The 16,910-nt window shown below is 75.7% G+C and carries 11 protein-coding genes; 9 read left to right on the top strand and 2 right to left on the bottom strand.

Features of this window, described 5'->3' with window-relative positions; all coding sequences use genetic code 11:
* Nucleotides 1-112 precede the first annotated feature (112 nt).
* The gene (locus ACFV4G_RS17235) at nucleotides 113-1,546 is read right to left on the bottom strand and encodes an aminobutyraldehyde dehydrogenase (RefSeq protein ID WP_380441072.1); all 1,434 of its coding nucleotides are present in this window, start codon (nucleotides 1,544-1,546) and stop codon (nucleotides 113-115) included.
* 62 nt (nucleotides 1,547-1,608) lie between these two features.
* On the bottom strand, nucleotides 1,609-2,853 hold the full coding sequence (locus ACFV4G_RS17230; protein WP_380441069.1) for a cytochrome P450: 1,245 nt from the start codon (nucleotides 2,851-2,853) through the stop codon (nucleotides 1,609-1,611).
* A 239-nt stretch (nucleotides 2,854-3,092) separates the two neighbouring features.
* Here ACFV4G_RS17230 and ACFV4G_RS17225 point away from each other — a divergent pair, with 239 nt between their 5' ends.
* The 9 genes from ACFV4G_RS17225 to ACFV4G_RS17185 form a co-directional block, all read left to right on the top strand.
* The gene (locus ACFV4G_RS17225; RefSeq protein ID WP_380441067.1) at nucleotides 3,093-4,454 is read left to right on the top strand and encodes a Rieske 2Fe-2S domain-containing protein; all 1,362 of its coding nucleotides are present in this window, start codon (nucleotides 3,093-3,095) and stop codon (nucleotides 4,452-4,454) included.
* Nucleotides 4,455-4,484: 30 nt separating this feature from the next.
* Nucleotides 4,485-5,054, top strand: coding sequence for an aromatic-ring-hydroxylating dioxygenase subunit beta (locus tag ACFV4G_RS17220; protein ID WP_380441064.1), 570 nt, complete (start codon nucleotides 4,485-4,487; stop codon nucleotides 5,052-5,054).
* Nucleotides 5,055-5,097: 43 nt separating this feature from the next.
* A complete protein-coding gene (locus tag ACFV4G_RS17215) occupies nucleotides 5,098-5,379 on the top strand; it encodes a hypothetical protein (protein ID WP_380441061.1) in 282 nt (93 codons plus the stop codon).
* The gene (locus tag ACFV4G_RS17210) at nucleotides 5,376-6,245 is read left to right on the top strand and encodes an FAD binding domain-containing protein (RefSeq protein WP_380441058.1); all 870 of its coding nucleotides are present in this window, start codon (nucleotides 5,376-5,378) and stop codon (nucleotides 6,243-6,245) included. The genes ACFV4G_RS17215 and ACFV4G_RS17210 overlap by 4 nt, the downstream gene beginning before the upstream one ends.
* Before the next feature lie 18 nt (nucleotides 6,246-6,263).
* Entirely contained in the window at nucleotides 6,264-6,740 is a 477-nt protein-coding gene (locus ACFV4G_RS17205; protein ID WP_380441153.1) for a (2Fe-2S)-binding protein, read from the top strand.
* Nucleotides 6,737-9,121, top strand: coding sequence for a xanthine dehydrogenase family protein molybdopterin-binding subunit (locus tag ACFV4G_RS17200; protein ID WP_380441056.1), 2,385 nt, complete (start codon nucleotides 6,737-6,739; stop codon nucleotides 9,119-9,121). Before ACFV4G_RS17205 ends, ACFV4G_RS17200 begins: the two co-directional genes overlap by 4 nt.
* A 50-nt stretch (nucleotides 9,122-9,171) precedes the next feature.
* Complete coding sequence (gene mdlC, locus ACFV4G_RS17195) at nucleotides 9,172-10,767, top strand: benzoylformate decarboxylase (protein ID WP_380441054.1); 1,596 nt, start codon at nucleotides 9,172-9,174, stop codon at nucleotides 10,765-10,767.
* A gap of 34 nt (nucleotides 10,768-10,801) precedes the next feature.
* Nucleotides 10,802-11,083 carry a hypothetical protein gene (locus ACFV4G_RS17190; protein WP_380441052.1) on the top strand — a complete coding sequence of 94 codons (282 nt, stop codon included), beginning with the start codon at nucleotides 10,802-10,804 and terminating at the stop codon, nucleotides 11,081-11,083.
* On the top strand, nucleotides 11,080-16,910 hold a 5,831-nt coding region (locus tag ACFV4G_RS17185; RefSeq protein WP_380441050.1), incomplete at its 3' end, for an AMP-binding protein. The genes ACFV4G_RS17190 and ACFV4G_RS17185, both read left to right, overlap by 4 nt.

Raw genomic sequence — 16,910 nt, 5'->3', positions numbered from 1 at the left:
CCGCGCGGTCCGTGCACGTGTGGCGCGGGGGCGGTATTTCAACCCCGGGGTCACACCCACGGGGCCGCCGCGCCCACCCGGCGGGGCCCATTCGGTGTTCCGGCCGGCCGGGCTACTCGCCCAGGTGGTGCATCACGTGCTTCACCCGGGTGTAGGCCTCGAACCCGTACACCGACAGGTCCTTGCCGTACCCGGAGTGCTTGAAGCCGCCGTGCGGCATCTCGCTCGGGAAGCCGAGGTGGGTGTTGACCCAGACGCAGCCGAAGTCCAGCCGGCGGGTGAACCGCATCGCGCGGGCGTGGTCGGTGGTCCACACCGCGGAGGCCAGGCCCTGCTCGACGCCGTTGGCGAGGGCGACCGCCTCGTCCTCGTCGGCGAACGGCTGCACGGTGATGACCGGCCCGAAGACCTCCCGCTGCACGATCTCGTCGTCCTGGCGGACGTCGGCGATGACCGTCGGCGCGTAGAAGTACCCGGCCTCGCCCACCCGGTGGCCGCCGGTGACGACCCGCGCGTGGGCGGGCAGGCGGCGGACGAAGCCGTCGACCCGGGCCAGCTGGTCGGCGTTGTTGAGCGGCCCGTACAGCGCGCCGGCGTCGTCCGGCGGGCCGGGGCGGGCCGCCTGCGCGGCCTTGGTGAGCGCCACCAGCAGGTCCTCCTGGACCGCCCGGTCGACCAGCACCCGGGTGGCGGCCGTGCAGTCCTGGCCGGCGTTGCCGTACGCCCCCTCGACGATCTTCGCGGCGGCGGCCGGGAGGTCGGCGTCGGCGCAGACCACGACCGGGGTCTTGCCGCCCAGTTCCAGGTGGACCCGCTTGAGCCCGGCCGCCGCGTCCCGTGCGACCTCCGTGCCCGCCGCGACCGATCCGGTCAGCGACACCAGCGCCGGGACGGGGTGGCGCACCATGAGCCGCCCGGTGTCCGGGCCGCCGCAGACCACGTTGAGCACCCCGGGCGGCAGCACCTCGGCGGCCAGCTCGGCGAGCAGCAGGGCCGTCTCGGGGGTGGTCTCGGCGGGCTTGAGCACCACGGTGTTGCCCGCGGCCAGGGCGGGCGCGCTCTTGAGCACGGCCATCAGCAGCGGGAAGTTCCACGGCGCGAGCTGCGCGCAGACGCCGACCGGCTCCCGGCGGGTGTAGGAGGTGTGGCCGGGGGAGTACTCGCCCGCGGCCAGGCCCTCCAGCACCCGGGCGGCGCCGGCGAAGAAGCGCAGCTGGTCGACCATCAGCGGGGTCTCGCCGGCCGCCGCCGCGCTGCCGGTGCTGCGGGCCTCGGCGGCGGCGAACTCGTCGAGCCGGCCCGCGAGGGCGTCGGCGATGCGCAGGAGGGCGTCCTGGCGCTCGGCGGGGCTGGTCCAGCGCCACTGCTCGAAGGCGGTGGCGGCGGCCCGCATCGCCCGGTCGACGTCCTCCTCGCCGCTGTCGGGCGCCAGCAGGTACGGGGTGCCGGTGCAGGGGTCGAGCAGTTCGGTGTACGTGCCGTCGGCGGGTTCGGCGGACCGGCCGTCGACGAAGTTGCCGAGGCGGGGCAGGCGGGGAGGGGTCATCAGCGCTCCTGTGGGTCGGCGGTGGCGGCGGGGTCGGCGGATCCGGGGGCGGTCGTCGCCGCTCAGGCGCTCACCCGCAGCGACGTGAAGCCGTGGAAGCCGAGGTTGTTGTTCCAGTTGAAGCCGTCCTGCGAGACGCGCAGCGCGGGCCAGCGCCGGTACAGGGTGGCGAGGGCGATCCGGAGGGTCTGGCGCACCAGCGGGTCGCCGAAGCACAGGTGGCGGCCGGCGCCGAAGGTGAGGTGGCGGTTGGGCAGCGGGCGGTCGAGGACGAGCTCGTCGGCCCGGTCGAAGGCGGCGGCGTCGCGGTTGGCGGAGCCGACGTAGAGCATCATCGGGCGGCGGGCCGGCAGCACGATCTCCTGGTCGGCGGCGGTGGTGTAGGAGAAGTCCTCGCGGGCGACCCGGCCGACGAACTGGACCGGGGTGCAGAAGCGCAGCAGCTCCTCGACGGCCGGGCCGACGGTGGCCGGGTCCAGCAGCAGGTCGCGCTCGTGCAGCGGGCGTTCCTCCAGGGCCTGCACGCTGTTGCCGATGAGGTAGCGGATCGAGGCGACCCCGGCGAACAGCAGGAGCGCGGCCTGGGCGACGACGTCCTCGTCGCTGAAGCGGTGGCCGTGGACCTCGGTGGTGCGCAGCGTGTGCAGCAGGCCGTTCTGCTCCTCGGAGAGCTTGGCGCACTCGGGGGAGGCGAGGAACTCGGCGAGTTCGCGGGTGCTGGTGCGGGTGCGGTCGAGGTGCTCGACGGTGACCTTGGTGGAGCCGAAGAGGTAGGCGATGTCGTCGGTCCAGCGGGTCAGTTCGGGGTGCGCCTCGACGGGCACGCCGAGGACGTCGGCGATGACCATGGCCGGCAGCGGGAAGGCGAAGTCGGTCATCAGGTCGAAGCCGGCCGGGTCGACGGCGTCGAGCAGCCCGTCGACCAGCCGCTGTATCCGGGGCTCCAGCGCGGCGTCCGTGAAGGGGACGTAACTGCGGTTGGCCTGGCGGCGGTTCTTGGTGTGCTCGGCGCCGTCGTGGAAGGCCAGCCAGCGTTCGTAGACGCCGAGCATGTCGGCGTAGTCGGTGCGCTGTTCCTCGGGCAGGAACCAGAGCGGCACGGCCGCCCGGGCGTTGGAGAGCCGCTCGTCCTTCATCAGGGCCAGGCAGTCGGCGTAGCTGAAGAAGAGCCAGGCCCCGCCGAAGATCTTCTCGGAGCGGTACGCCGGGTGCTCGGCGCGCATTCGGTCGTAGAAGGAGAAAGGGTCGGGAATGTACTCGAAGTCGTTGTGCGAGAAATCTTCGGCGGCGAGCGCGTGGGTGGCCAAGGAAATTCCTCCGGGCGGGATTCGGGTCGTGGACGGCCTCAGTGGACCAAAGGCGCCGAACGCCTGACAAGGCGTCACCGGTGAACGGTGATCGGGCCATCGCCCGAGGTCAGCGCGGTGTTCGGGCGGCTGCGGTTGGACACTGGCCAGTGCGCGGCGGGACGGCCTAACCTGCGTTTTCGCGTCCCCCGCTTTCCTTGTTGTTTTCCCCCGTCCGCCGACCGGCCCGTGGAGTACGGATGGCTGAAGCTCTGCCCTGGCAGGAAGTCCTGCCCGGATATCCGCTGGACCGTCGGGCGTTCTCCGACGAAGCGGTCCTCGACCGGGAACTGCGCCGGGTGTTCCGGGAGTCCTGGCAGTTACTGGCGTTCGCGTCGGAACTGCCCGACGCCGGCGACTACCTGGTCCGCACGCTCGGCAACGACAGCGTGATCGTGGCCCGCGACGAACAGGGCCGCTTCACCGTGCTGCTCAACTCGTGCAGCCACCGCGGCACCCAGCTGTGCCGGGCGACGTTCGGCAACGCCGCGCACTTCCGGTGCAGTTACCACGGCTGGACGTTCGCCAACGACGGCCGCCTGGTGGGCGTGCCCGCGCTGCGCAGCAACTACCCGGAGGACTTCCGCAAGGACCGCTACGACCTGCCCCGGGCCCGGGTGACCTGCTACCGCGGCTTCGTCTTCGCGACCTGGAGCGAGAGCGCCCCGCCGCTGGAGGAGTACCTGGGCGACGCCCGCTGGTACCTGGACGCGCTGCTCGACCTCGCGGGCGGCGAGTGGGAGGTGTACGGGCCGCCGCAGCGCTCGGTGACGACCGGCAACTGGAAGGTCGTCACCGACAACTTCGCCGGCGACGGCTACCACATGGGCACCACCCACCAGGCCGCGTTCGAGCAGGGCATCTACGGCTCCAGCCTGGCCGACGGCACGCTCGGCAAGGGCGAACTGGAGCTGATCGGGATCAACGTCCCCACGCCGCAGGGGCACGCGGTGCGGGCCGGCTACGTCGTCGAGAAGGGCCGGCGCACCCTGCCGGCCAAGGTCGAGGACCCGGCCTACATCGGCTACCCGCGCGAGGTGTGGGAGGCGTTCACCGCCGGGCAGACGCCCGAGCAGGTGCGCTTCAACTCGCACTGCGAGGTCGTGCACGGCGTGCTGTTCCCGAACGCCGCCTTCCTGAGCGTCTCGCACGACCGGGCGATCGGGCGCGAGGACGACCCGCTGACCAAGTACTTCGTGTGGCGCGTGCACAACCCGATCGACGCCCGGCACACCGAGTGCCTCTACTGGACGCTGGTGCCCAATCGGCACGTGGACGAGGAGTGGAAGCGCCGCTCGTACGCCTTCCAGGCCCGCTCCCAGTCGGCCGGCGGAATCCTCTTCGAGATGGACGACTTCGAGAACTTCGCCCGGATCGACGCCGCGATCGGCGGCACGGTGGCCGACGGCGCCCCGCTCGACCTCTCGCTCGGCCTCGGCCTCGGCGAGCCGGTGCCGGACTTCCCGGGCCCCGGCCGCGCCGAGTACCTGACCCTGTCCGAGCAGAACCAGCGGGCCTTCTACCGCCGCTGGGCCGAGCTGATGGAGGGCGACGATGAGTGAGGCCGCCCGCACCGCGTTCGGAGGGCGACGATGAGTGAGCCCGTCCGCACGGACCACCAACCCGCCTACGAGCTCCAGCCGTTCCCGCCGCGCGGGGCCCGCCAGGTCGAACTCGACGCCTCCGCCGGCGCGTTCCTCACCGAGGAGTCGGCCGCCCTGGACGAGGGCCGCCACCAGGACTGGCTGGACCTCCTCGACGAGCGCTTCCTCTACCAGGTGCCCGTCCCGCTGCTGCGCGAGGACCCGGCCCTGCCCCGGCACAGCGACCGGGCGCTGCTGTTCGAGGCGACCAAGCACATCCTCGCGATGAAGCTCGGCCGCACCGGCCTGCGGCACGCGTGGTCCGACCGCCCGGGCGGGGTGACGCGCCACTTCATCAGCGGCGTGCGGGTGTTCGCCGCGCCCGAGGCCGACACCTGGCGGGTGGAGTGCAACGTGCTCGCCTCCTGGACGCGGGGCCGGGGCGAGGCCGCCCTCGCCACCGCCGCCCGGCACGACATCGTGCGCTGCCTGCCCGGCGCCGGCTACCGGCTGCTGCGGCGCCGGGTCCTGCTGGACACCGAGGTCGCCACGCACCAGCAACTCTCGATCATCTTCTAGTGCGGGCCGGCACGCGTCGGCCCGCGGGAGGCGAGGCAGCGGCATGAACGGGCTGGCCTGGACGGCCGAGGAACGCCGGGAGACCGAACTGTGCCGGATCTGCTGCGAGTCGGCGGCGGTCACGGTGTCGAGCTACCCGACCGGGAACGGGACCCGGCTCAAACTCGTCTCGGAACGCTCCGGCGCGGCCGTCCTCCTGGACGCCACCGTGCTGGACGCCCTGTGCCACCTGACCCCGGAGCGCGCCGCCGACCTGGTCCGCGAGCGCACCGAGGGCGCCGGCCCGGCCGAGGGGGACGCCACCGTCGAAGGAGCCGCCCCGTGAAACCCGCACCCTTCGAGTACCGGGCCGCCGGCACGCTCGACGAGGCCCTCGCCCTGCTCGACCCGCCCGGGCACAGCATCGCCCCGCTGGCCGGCGGGCAGAGCCTCGTGCCGCTGCTCAACCTGCGCCGGGTGCGGCCCGCCGTGGTGCTCGACCTTAACCGGCTCACCGAGCTGGCCGGCGTCGAGGTGACCGGCACGGCCGTGCTGGTCGGGGCGATGACCCGGCTGCACGACCTGGAACGGCACGAGGGGCTGCGAGCAGCGCTGCCCGTCGTGCCCCAGACCGCCGCCCGGGTGGCGCACCGGCAGATCCGCCACCGCGCGACCCTCGGCGGCTCGCTCTGCCACGCCGACCCCGCCGCGCAACTCGCGGCCACCGCGGTCGCGCTCGGGGCGACGCTGCGGCTGCGCCGGGCGGGCGGCGAACGGACCGTGCCCGCCGAGGAGTTCTTCACCGGGCCGCACCGCACCGCCCGTCGGCCGGACGAACTCCTGACCGCCGTCTCCTTCCCGCGCAGGCCCGGCTTCCGCTACCGCTTCGAGTCCGTCACCCGGCGCGGCGGGGCGGGCTTCCCCCTGGTCGGCGTGTGCGTGGGCGTACGGCTGGAGGCCGGCGCGGTGGCCGAGGCCCGCATCGCCGCCTGCGGGGTGGCCGACCGCCCGCTGCGGCTCACCGGGGCCGAACAGGCCCTGGCCGGGTACGGCGCCGCCGCGGCGGACGGCGCGCTGGGCGAGGTCGCCGACGCGGCCGTCGCCGGCACCCGCCCGCCCTCCGACCTCCACGGCAGCGCCGAGTTCCGGGGCGACCTGCTGCGCACGGTCCTCCGCCGGGCCGCCGTCCACCTGCTCACCGAGGGGAGCTAGCCCGTGCCCACGTCACCGATGAGCGGCACATCGATCAGCCTGAGCGTCAACGGCACCGCACACACCGCCGAGGCCGAGGACCGCACCCTGCTCAGCGACTTCCTGCGCCACGGCCTCGGCCTCACCGGCACCCACGTGGCCTGCGAGCAGGGCGTGTGCGGCGCCTGCACCGTGCTGGTGGACGGCGAACCGGTGCGCTCCTGCCTGATGCTCGCCCGCCAGGCCGACGGCTGCCGGGTGGAAACGGTCGAGGGCCTCGCCGAGGACGGCCGGCCCGCGCCGCTGCAGCAGGCGATGACCGACGAGCACGGCCTGCAGTGCGGCTTCTGCACGCCCGGCGTGCTGATGGGCCTCACCTACGCCGACCGGGCCGGCCTGAGCGCCGACCAGGCGGTGACCGAGGTGCTGCGCGGGCACCTGTGCCGCTGCACCGGCTACGCGGGCATCCGCGCCGCCATCGAGCGGCACTGGCAGGGCGAGGGGGCGACGGCATGACCGCGTCCGACGTCGGCCGCGGGGCCGGTCCCGACGCCGGCCGCATGATCGGGCGCGCCGTCCCGCGCGTGCACGCGCCCCGGCTGGTGCGCGGCCAGGGCCGCTTCGTCGACGACATCGACGACGCCGGGGCCCTGCACGCCGTCGTGCTGCGCAGCCGGGTGGCGCACGGCCGGATCACCCGGTTCGACCCGGCGGCGGCGCTGGCCGGCGGCGAGGCGCTGCTGGTGCTCGGCCCGGACGAGATCGAGCGGTTCACCGACCCGATCCCCACCGCCTGGCGGATCCCCGGCCAGCTCACCGGCACCGTGGCCCTCGGCGACCGCACCGTCCGCTACGTCGGCCAGCCGATCGGCCTGGTGGTGGCGCGCAGCCGGGCGCTCGCCGAGGACGTCGCGGAGCTGGTCGCCGTCGACATCGACCCGCTGCCCGCCGCGATCGGCCTGGCCGCCGCGCTCGCGCCGGACGCCCCGCGGCTCTACCCGGAGGCCCCCGACAACATCGGCGGGCGGATCCACTTCGGCGACGACCCGGCCGCGCTCGACGCCGTCCTCGCCGCCGCCCCGCACGTGGTGGAGCGCGAGTTCGCGGTGCAGCGGATCAACCACAGCCCGATGGAGCCGCGCGGCCTGCTCGCCGAGTGGATCCCCGCCACCGGGCGCCTGACGGTCCACAGCAGCACCCAGTCCCCGCACGCCGTCCGCCAGGAGCTCGCCACCGCGCTGCGCCTGCGGGTCGACCAGGTGCGGGTGGTGACGCCGGACGTCGGCGGGTCGTTCGGCGGCAAGGTCACCCTGTACGTCGACGAGGCGCTGGTCTGCCTGGCCGCCGTGCGGCTCGGCCGCCGGGTCAAGTGGATCGAGGACCGCACCGAGAACCTGAGCTCCTCCTACCAGGGCCGCGGCCAGCGGGCCCGCGCCCGCCTCGCCCTCGACGCGGACGGGCGCTTCCTCGCGCTCGCCGCCGAGATCACCGGGGACCTCGGCGCGTTCGCGATCCAGGCCGGCAGCGGCCCGTTCCAGGTCGCCGGGCTCGCCCTGGAGGGCCCGTACCGGTTCCCGCAGGCCGGGGCCACCATCACCACCGTCCACACCAACACCGTGCCGACCGGCGCCTACCGCGGCTACGGCATGCAGGAGGCGGCCTGGATCCGCGAACGGCTGATCGACGAGGCCGCCCGCGAGCTCGGCCACGACCCCGTCCGGCTGCGGCTGCACAACCTGCTCGGGCCGGACGAACTCCCGTACACCACGCGCACCGGGCTCACCTACGACAACGGCGACTACCCCGCCGCGCTGCGCCGCGCCGCCGAACTGGCCCGGGAGCGCGCCCGGGAGTCCACCGGGACGGTGCGCCGAGGAGTCGCGGTGACGGCCAGCGTGGAGATCACCGGCTTCGCCCCCTCCGCGCTGCTGGAACTGTTCCGGATCGACTGGGCCGGCTGGGAGAGCGCCCGGGTGCGGGTCAACCAGGACGGCACCGTCACCGTGTTCGCCGGGGTGATCCCGGTGGGCCAGGGCATCGAGACCACCCTCGCCCAGATCGTCGCGGACCGGCTCGGCGTGCCCCTGGACTGGATCGCGGTGGAGCTCGGCGACACCGCCACCGCGCCCTACTCGGACCTCACCTCGCAGGCCAGCCGCTCGGTCACGCTGGCCGGCGGGGCCCTCGTGCGGGCCGCCGGGCGGATGCGCGAGCGGATGCACGCCCTCGCCGCCGCCCACCTCGGCGCCCCGCCGGACGAAGTGGTGCTGGACGGCGCCCAGTTCCGCTGGCCGGCCGGGAACGCCACGACCGCGTGGTCCGAGGTCGCCGCCCGCGGCTGGCGGGGCTGGGGCCGGCCCGACCCGGACCGGATCCGGCTGGAGGAGAGCGTCGACTTCGACCCGCCCGCCATCACCTACTCCTACAGCGCGCACGGCGCCGCCGTCGCGGTCGACCTGGAGACCGCCGAGGTCACCGTCGAGGACTACTGGACCGTCAACGACAGCGGCGTACTGGTGAACCCGGCCATCGCCGACGGGCAGATCGTCGGCGGCGTCGTGCAGGGCCTGGGCATCGCCCTGGTCGAGGAGGCCGTGCACGACCCGGCCACCGGACGGCCGCTCGCCACCGGCTTCACCGACTACGTGCTCCCGGTCTGCGCCGACGTCCCGCCGGTCACGGTGGAGCACCGGTGTACGCCGAGCACGGTCATCCCCGGCGGCTTCAAGGGCCTCGGGGAGGGCGGGGTCATCCCCGCCCCGGCCACCGTGGCCGGGGCCGTCGCCGCCGCCGTCCCGCACATCGCCCACCGGCTGACGGCCACACCGCTCAAGCCGGAACGGATCTGGGCGGCGCTGTCGGAGGCCAAGGAGCTCTCGGAGGCCGACCGGGACTGACCCGTACGGACCGTACCGCCGCAACCCCCGACCCCGAAGGGACCACCAGCGTGCCAGCCCGTCAGGACGAGCCGACCGGCCGCCCGCCCACCGTCCGCGAGGCCACCTTCGCGCTGCTGCGGAGCCTCGGCATGACCACGGTCTTCGGCAACCCCGGCTCGACCGAGCTGCCGATGTTCCGCGACTTCCCCGCCGACTTCCGCTACGTCCTCGGGCTCCAGGAGTCCGTGGTGCTGGCCATGGCCGACGGCTTCGCCCAGGCCGGCCACCGCCCCGCCGTGGTCAACCTGCACTCCGCCGCCGGCGTCGGCCACGCGATGGGCAGCCTGTTCACCGCCTGGCGCAACCGCACCCCGCTCGTGGTCGTGGCCGGCCAGCAGGCCCGCTCGCTGCTCGGCGGGGAACCGTACCTGCTCAACGACCAGGCGGCCGAACTGCCCAAACCGTACGTCAAGTGGAGCCGCGAGCCGGCCCGTGCCGAAGACGTCCCGGCCGCCATCGCCCGCGCCTGCTACCTGGCCATGTCACCGCCCTACGGCCCGACCCTGGTCTCGGTGCCCGCCGACGACTGGGACCGGCCCTGCGAACCCGTCGAACCCCGGACGGTCTCCACCACGCTGCGCGCCGACCCCGAGGCGCTGGAACGCGTCGGCCGCGCCCTGGCCGGCGCCGCCCGCCCCGCCTTCGTGGTGGGCGCCGCCGTCGACCAGGACCGGGCGGTTCCCGACGTGGTGGAGCTGGCCGAGCGCCACCGCGCCGCCGTCTGGGCCGCGCCGATGTCCTCGCGCTGCGCCTTCCCCGAGACCCACCCGCTCTTCGCGGGCTTCCTGCCCCCGGTGCGCGAGGAGATCGTGGCCCGGCTGACCGGCCACGACCTCGTGCTGTCGCTGGGCGCACCGGTCTTCACCTACCACGTCGCGGGCACCGGTCCGGTGCTGCCGCCCGGTACAGCGCTCCACCAGCTCACCGACGACCCGGCCACCGCCGCCTGGACCCCGGTCGGCGACGCGCTGCTCACCGGCATCCGCCTCGGCGTGCGCGACCTGCTCGCCTTCGACCCGGCCGTCCCCCGCGAACTCCCGCCCCCGCGGCCCGCACCGGCCCCCGTCCCGGACAGCGACGTCATCACCCAGCCGCTGCTGATGCGCACCCTCGCCGACCTGCGCCCGGCCCGCAGCGTCATCGTCGAGGAAGCCCCGAGCAGCCGCCCGGTGATGTGCGAGTACCTGCCCAACGAGCGGCCCGAGAGCTTCTACACGTGCGCCAGCGGCTCGCTCGGCCACTCGCTGCCGGCCGCCGTCGGCATGGCGCTCGGCCGGCCCGACGAGCGGGTGATCGCGGTGGTCGGCGACGGCTCCGCGATGTACTCGATCCAGGCCCTGTGGTCCGCCGCCGAACTCGGCCTGCCGCTGACCGTCCTGGTCGTCAACAACGGCCGCTACGCCACGGTGGACCGCTTCGCCGACCGCTTCGGGCTCGGCAAGGCCGTCGGCACGCGGATCGGCGGCCTCGACTTCGCCGCCCTCGCCCGCGCCCAGGGCTGCGCGGCCGGCCGGGTCGAGCACCCGGCCCGCCTGGCGAGGGCCCTGCGCACCGCCCTGGCCTCGCCCCGGCCGTACCTGCTCGACGTCCGCGTCGGCGACTGAATCCCGTTTCCTTCGAGAGGGAGAGACAACCTCCATGACCCAGCGCACCGCGGAAGAGATCCGGCAGGACATCCGCGACATCGTGATCGGCATGGCGCCCGACCAGGGCCTCGCCGACCGGCCCGACCCGGAGCTGGTCGAGGAACTCGGCTACCACTCCCTCGCGTTGCTCGAACTGGCCTTCGCGCTGGAGGACGAGTACGGCCTGCCGGCGATCGACCGCGAGCGGGCCCGGCTCATCCGCCGCCTCAGCGACGTCCAGGAGTACGTGGTCGCCGAACTGGCCCGGGCCGAGGCGAGCGGGGGCGCGGCGTGATCGACGGACGGCTGCGCGCCGTGGCGGACCGCGGGCCCGGACGGGCGGCGCTGGTCTGCGGCGAGCGCCGGATCTCCCACGGCGAACTCGCCGACCGGATCGCCCGGGCGCGCGGCGGACTGCACGCGCTCGGCCTCGGACCGGACGGCCTGCTGCTGCTCGCGCTGCCCAACTGCCCCGAGTTCGTGGTCGGTTACTTCGCCACGGCGGGCATCGGCGCCCGCGTGCTCGCGCTGGACCCGGGGCTGACGGAGGCGGAGTACCGCCGGGTGCTGGCCGAGGGCCGGCCCGACGTCGTGGTCACCACGGCGGCGCTCGCCCCCCGCTGGGCCGAACTCGCCCCGGGCGCCGCCCTGGTGGTCGTCGGCGGCCCGGCGGCGGCCGGGCACTCCTTCGACTTCGACGAGCTGATGCGCGCCGACGCGCTGCCCGCCCGCCCGGCCGACCCCGACCGGGCGTGGGTGCTCACCTACTCCTCCGGCTCCACCGGCGAGCCCAAGCGGATCTGCCGCAGCCAGGACAACCAGCTGGCCGAGGCCGACCACATCATCGCCAGCGCCGCCGTCACCCCCGACGACGTCCTGCTCTGCCCCGTGCCGCTGTACCACGCGCTCGGCCAGTTCTGCTGCATGATCGTCGCGGTGCTGGCGGGCGCCACCCTCGTCCTGCCCGAACCCTCCGGTGCGGCGGGAGCGGGCGGGCCCGACCCCGCCGACCTGCTCGCGCTCGTCGCCCGCCACCGCGTCACCGTCCTCCCGTCCGTGCCCTACCTGCTCGGCGCCCTCGCCGACTGGCCCGAGGACCGCCCCGCCGACCTCTCCTCCGTCCGGCTCTGCCTCTCCGGCAGCAACTTCCTGCCGCCCGTCGTCCGGGAGCGCTTCCTCGCCCGGTTCGGCGTCCCCGTCCGCCAGACCTACGGCAGCTCCGAGGCCGGCAGCGTCAGCTGGGACTGCGACCCCGACGGCTTCGTCCCCGAGTCCGTCGGCCGCCCCCTGCACGGGGTGCGGGTCGAGGTGCTGGACGAGCACGGCCGCGTCCTGCCGACCGGCAGCACCGGCGAGATCGCCGTCACCAGCCGCTCCGTCATGCTCGGCGAACTCGCCCCCGGCGGCACCCTGCTGCGCCCCGGCCCCGGGCGCTACCTCACCGGCGACCTGGGCCGGCTCGACGAGGACGGCCGCCTCCACCTCACCGGCCGCAAGCGGATCCTGGTCGACACGGGCGGGCACAAGGTCAACCCCGTCGAGGTCGAGGAGGTCCTGGAGGCGCACCCGGCGGTCCGCGCGGCGGCCGTGGTGGGCGTCCCCCTGGTCGGCGGCGGCGACCTGCTCGTCGCCGCCGTCGTACCGGGCGACGACGGCCCGGTCCCCGCCGAGGAGTTGCGCGCGCACTGCCGAGCCCGCCTCGCCGGGCACAAGGTCCCCGCGCGCTTCGAGACCGTCGACGGCCTGCCGCGCACCGAACTCGGCAAGCTCCGCCGGGGCCGCCTGGCCGCCGAACTCGCCGCCCTCGTGGACGCCGACGCGGACCGCCCGGCCGCCGGGATCCGGCACGAACCCGACCCGCGCCGACGCGCCCGCCTCCTCACCGAACACCTCCGCCGACGCGCCGCCGACCTGCTGGCCGTCCCGCCCGAGCGGCTCGACCCGGCCGCGCCGCTGCACGCCCAGGGCCTCGACTCGCTGGCCGCGCTGCGCCTCAAGATGGCCGTCCAGGACGACCTGCGCCGCACCGTCGGCCTGCCCGAACTCCTCGGCGGCGCCAGCCTCGACACCCTCGCCCGCCGCCTCGCCGAAGACACCGCCGGGCCCACCGAGGCGCTCGTCGTCCGCGGGCCCGTCGTCGGCGAGTTCCCGCTCTCCCACAACCAGTCCGCGATCTGGCACGCCGACCAGCTCGTCCCGGAGGCCGCCGCCTACAACCAGAGCTTCGCGGCCCGGATCACCTCGCACTGCGACCCCGCGGCCCTGCGCCGCGCCTTCCAGGCCCTCGTCGACCGCCACCCCGCCCTGCGCACCACCTTCGCGCTGCGCGACGGCCGCCCGGTCCAGCGCGTCGCCGAGCACGCGGACGTCGACTTCGCGGTGCTCACCGTCCCCGCCGACTGGCCCGACCGGACGGAGCAGCTGAGCGCGACGGCGTTCCGCCCCTTCGAGCTCGACCGCGAGACTCCGCTGCGCGTCCGGCTGCACCTCGGCGCCGCCGACGGCCCGGTCCTGCTCGTGACGGTGCACCACATCGCCACCGACTTCTGGTCCACCGTCGCCCTCCTGCGCGACCTCGCCGCCGCCCACGCCGCCGACGGCGAGCTGTACCGGCCCGCGCCCCGGCACGGCTACACCGACTACGTCCGCTGGCAGGCCGAGACCCTCGCCGGCCCGGCGGCCGAACGCGACCGGGCGTACTGGCGCGACCTCCTCGCCGACCCGCCGCCCGCCCTCGAACTCCCCGCCGACCGGGCCCGCCCGGTGGTCCAGAGCCAGCGCGGCGCCCTCCACGTCCACGAGTTCGACCAGCCGCGGGTCAAGGCCCTGCAGGACTTCGCCCGCCGCCACGGCAGCACCGTCTACACCGTCCTCCTCGCCGCCTTCCAGGGCTACCTCCACGCCTGGACCGGCGAGCGCGACATCGCCGTCGCGACCATCACCACCAACCGCCAGCGCTCCGAATTCGCCGACGTGCTCGGCTACTTCGTCAACCCGGTGGTGTGCCGCACGCAGGTGGACCCGCGGCGCCCGTTCACCGACCTGCTCGCCTCGGCGGGCCGCGGGCTGCTGGCGGGCCTGGAGCACCAGCAACTGCCCTTCGCGACGGTCGTGGAGCAGCTGGCCGCCGAACACCCCGGCCGCCGCCGCGACCGCAGCCGGACGCCGCTGGTGGAGATCGGCTTCGGCCAGAACAAGGCCCAGGACGGCGGGATGCTCGCGGTGAGCCGCTTCCTGTCCGGGGCCGGCCAGGAACTGCGGCTGGGTTCGCTCGCGCTGGAGTCGCTCCCGCTGCGGCGGCGCGGTGTGGTCTACGACTTCTCCGGCGCGGTCCACGAGTCCGCGGACTCGGTGGCGATCGCCTGGGAGTACAACACCGACCTCTACGAGGCGGCCACGGTCGAGCGGTTCGCCGCCCGGTTCGAGGAGTGGGTGGGGCGGCTCCTGGAGCGGCCGGAGCTGCCGCTGGCGGAGCTGGACGCGGGCGGCGGGGCGGTGGCGCCGTTCGCCGGCCCGGCCGCCGGAGCCCCGGCCACGGGTGGCCCGGCGGAGCGGCCGGAGCGGCCGTCGGCGGGGGACGCGCCGGAGGGAGGGCCGGTCGACGATCCGGTCGCGCCCGCCGCCAGGCAGGTCGCCGGCCGCGGCCCTCGGCCCGATCGCACCGCTCCGGCCGGCCCGCCGCCCGCGCTGCCGCAGGCGATCGGCGACCTGGCGCGCGCCCACCCCGGGCGGACCGCTCTGGTGGCGGGCGCCGACACGCTGACGTACGGGCAGGTGTCCGACCGGGCCGGGGAGCTGACCGCCCGGATCGCCGCGCTGGGCCTGGCTCCGGGCGCCCGCGTCCTGCTTCGGCTTCCCGGGCGGCCCGCGGACCTGCTGGCCGCCGGGCTGGCCGTGCTGTGGTGCGGCGCGGTCGCCGAGCCGCTCGACACGGCCGCCGAGGTCCGTGCGGCGTGCGCGGACGCGGCCCTGCTGATCACCACGGCGGAGGGCCGTGCCGAACTCGGCGCGCTGCCCATGCCGGTGCTCTGCCCGGAGGCGCCGGGCGAAGCCGGCCGGGTCGAACCGGTCCCCGTCGGGCCGGGCGATCCCGCGTTGGTGCTCAACACGTCCGGCGTGACCGGCGAGCCCAGGGCCGTGGTGCAGCCGCACGGCGCGCTGGCCGCCTGGGCGCACTGGCTCGCCGGACAGTGCGGGCCCGGCGGTCGCGTCCTCGTCCACGGAGGGCCGGGCGCCGACCAGGTGCTGGCCAGGTCGCTCGCGGCGCTCGCCGCGGGCGGCACCGTGGTGGTCGCCCCCTCCGGTGAGCTGTCCCGGCTCCTCTGCGGCACCGATTCCTTCGACCTCGTCACCGTCACCCCGTCCGAGCTCTCCGCGCTCCTCCCCGGCCTCGCCGCATCCGGCCGCGAGCCGGCGGTGCGCACGCTCCTCGTCACCGGGGAGCCGCTCACCCCCGCGGTGGCCGCGCGGTGGCGGGCGGTGAGCCCCGGCTCCCGGCTGCTGCACGGCTACGGCGGTGCGGAGACCGCGCCCGTCGTCTGCGCCCGCGAGGTCGTCGCCGACGACCTGCCCGCGACCGACCCCTTCCGGCCGCTGCCGGTCGGGCGGGCCCTGGACGGGATGGCCGCCCGGGTGCTCGACGACGTCGGCCGTCCGACCCCGCCCGGGGTGTCCGGCGAGTTGTGGGTGACGCGCTTCGCGGGCGACGAGCCCGTCCGCACCGGCGACCTCGCCTGCCGGCTGCCCGACGGCGGGATCGTCGTGCTGGGCCGCGCCGCCGATCTCACCCGGCGCAACGGCTACCTGGTTCCGCCCGGCCGGGTGGAGGCCGCCTTGCTGGGGCTGCCCGGGGTGCTGGGCGCCGTCGCCGTGACGGAGGACACCGACCTCGTCGCCCGCGTGGCCGTCGGGCGGTCGACGCCCCGCCTGCGGGAGGCGCTGCGCGAGCTCCTGCCCGAGTACCTGCTGCCCGCCGAGGTGCTGCTGACCGACCGCCTGCCCGCCGCCCGGAACGGCAAGACCGCCCGCACCGGCCCGGCGCCGGCCGCGCAGCCCCGGATCGAGGAGCCCCGGATCGAGGAGCCGGACCGCCCGGCCGGCCCGACGGACCCGGTGGAGGCCGTCCTCGCCGCGATCTGGGCCGAGGTGCTGGGCGTCGCCGAAGTCGGCCCCGAGGACGACTACTTCGATCTCGACGGCGACTCGATCACCAGCATGAGCATCGTCTCCCGGGCCGCCGAGGCCGGTCTGCGGCTCACGCCCCGGCAGATCTTCACCCACCCCACCGTGCGCGAACTCGCCGCCGTGGCCGAACGGACGGCAGCACCCGGGCCCGCCGCCCCGGTGTCGCCGGACGGCCCTGCGGAGGTGCCACTCGCGCCCGTCCAGCAGTGGTTCCTCGACCTGCCGCTCGTCCGGCCGCAGCACTGGAACCAGACACTGCTGCTGCGCGCCGCCCCAGGCCTGGACGCGGACCTGCTGCGCCGCGCCCTGCTCGCCGTCGCCGCGCACCACCCGGCGCTGCGCTTCCGCTACCACCGCGACGAGGACGGCTGGCACCAGACCGCCCGGCCCGACGCCGAGCCGGTCCGCGTCATCGACGCGACCGGCACGGGCGCCGATCCGGAGAGCGCCGCCGTCCGCGCGCAGGCCGAACTGGACCTGGCCGACGGGCCGTTGTTCGCCGCCGTGCTCCTTCCCGCGAGCGAGGAGCCCGGCCTGCGCATCCTCCTCACTGCGCACCACCTCGTCGTCGACTTCGTCTCCTGGCAGATCCTGCTGGACGACCTCGGCCGCGCCTGCGAGCAACTGCTCGCGGGCGAGGAGGTACACCTGCCCCCGCTCACCACCCCCTTCGCCGAGTGGACGACCCGGCTGCACGCCCACGCCGACTCGCCCGCCGTCCGGGCCGAACTGGAGCGCTGGAGCGGCCCGGCCGCCCGGCCGGTCGCCCGCCCCGACGCGGGCGCGGAGGGCCAGGCCGCGCTCGCCGAGGCCGCGTTGCCCGCGGAGGCGACGGCCGCGCCCGGCGGCGGGCGCGGCGCCCGGCGGGGCGACCGCGCGCGCCACCTCGTCGTCGCCGCGGTCGCGCCCCCGGGGGGCCGCCGGAGCGCGGCGCGCCC

It is taken from the genome of Kitasatospora sp. NPDC059747 (genome assembly GCF_042732955.1).
In the GTDB taxonomy this organism is placed as follows: Bacteria; Actinomycetota; Actinomycetes; order Streptomycetales; family Streptomycetaceae; genus Kitasatospora.
Note: the sequence above shows the minus strand (reverse complement) of the source record. Positions and strands in the feature narration are given on the sequence as shown.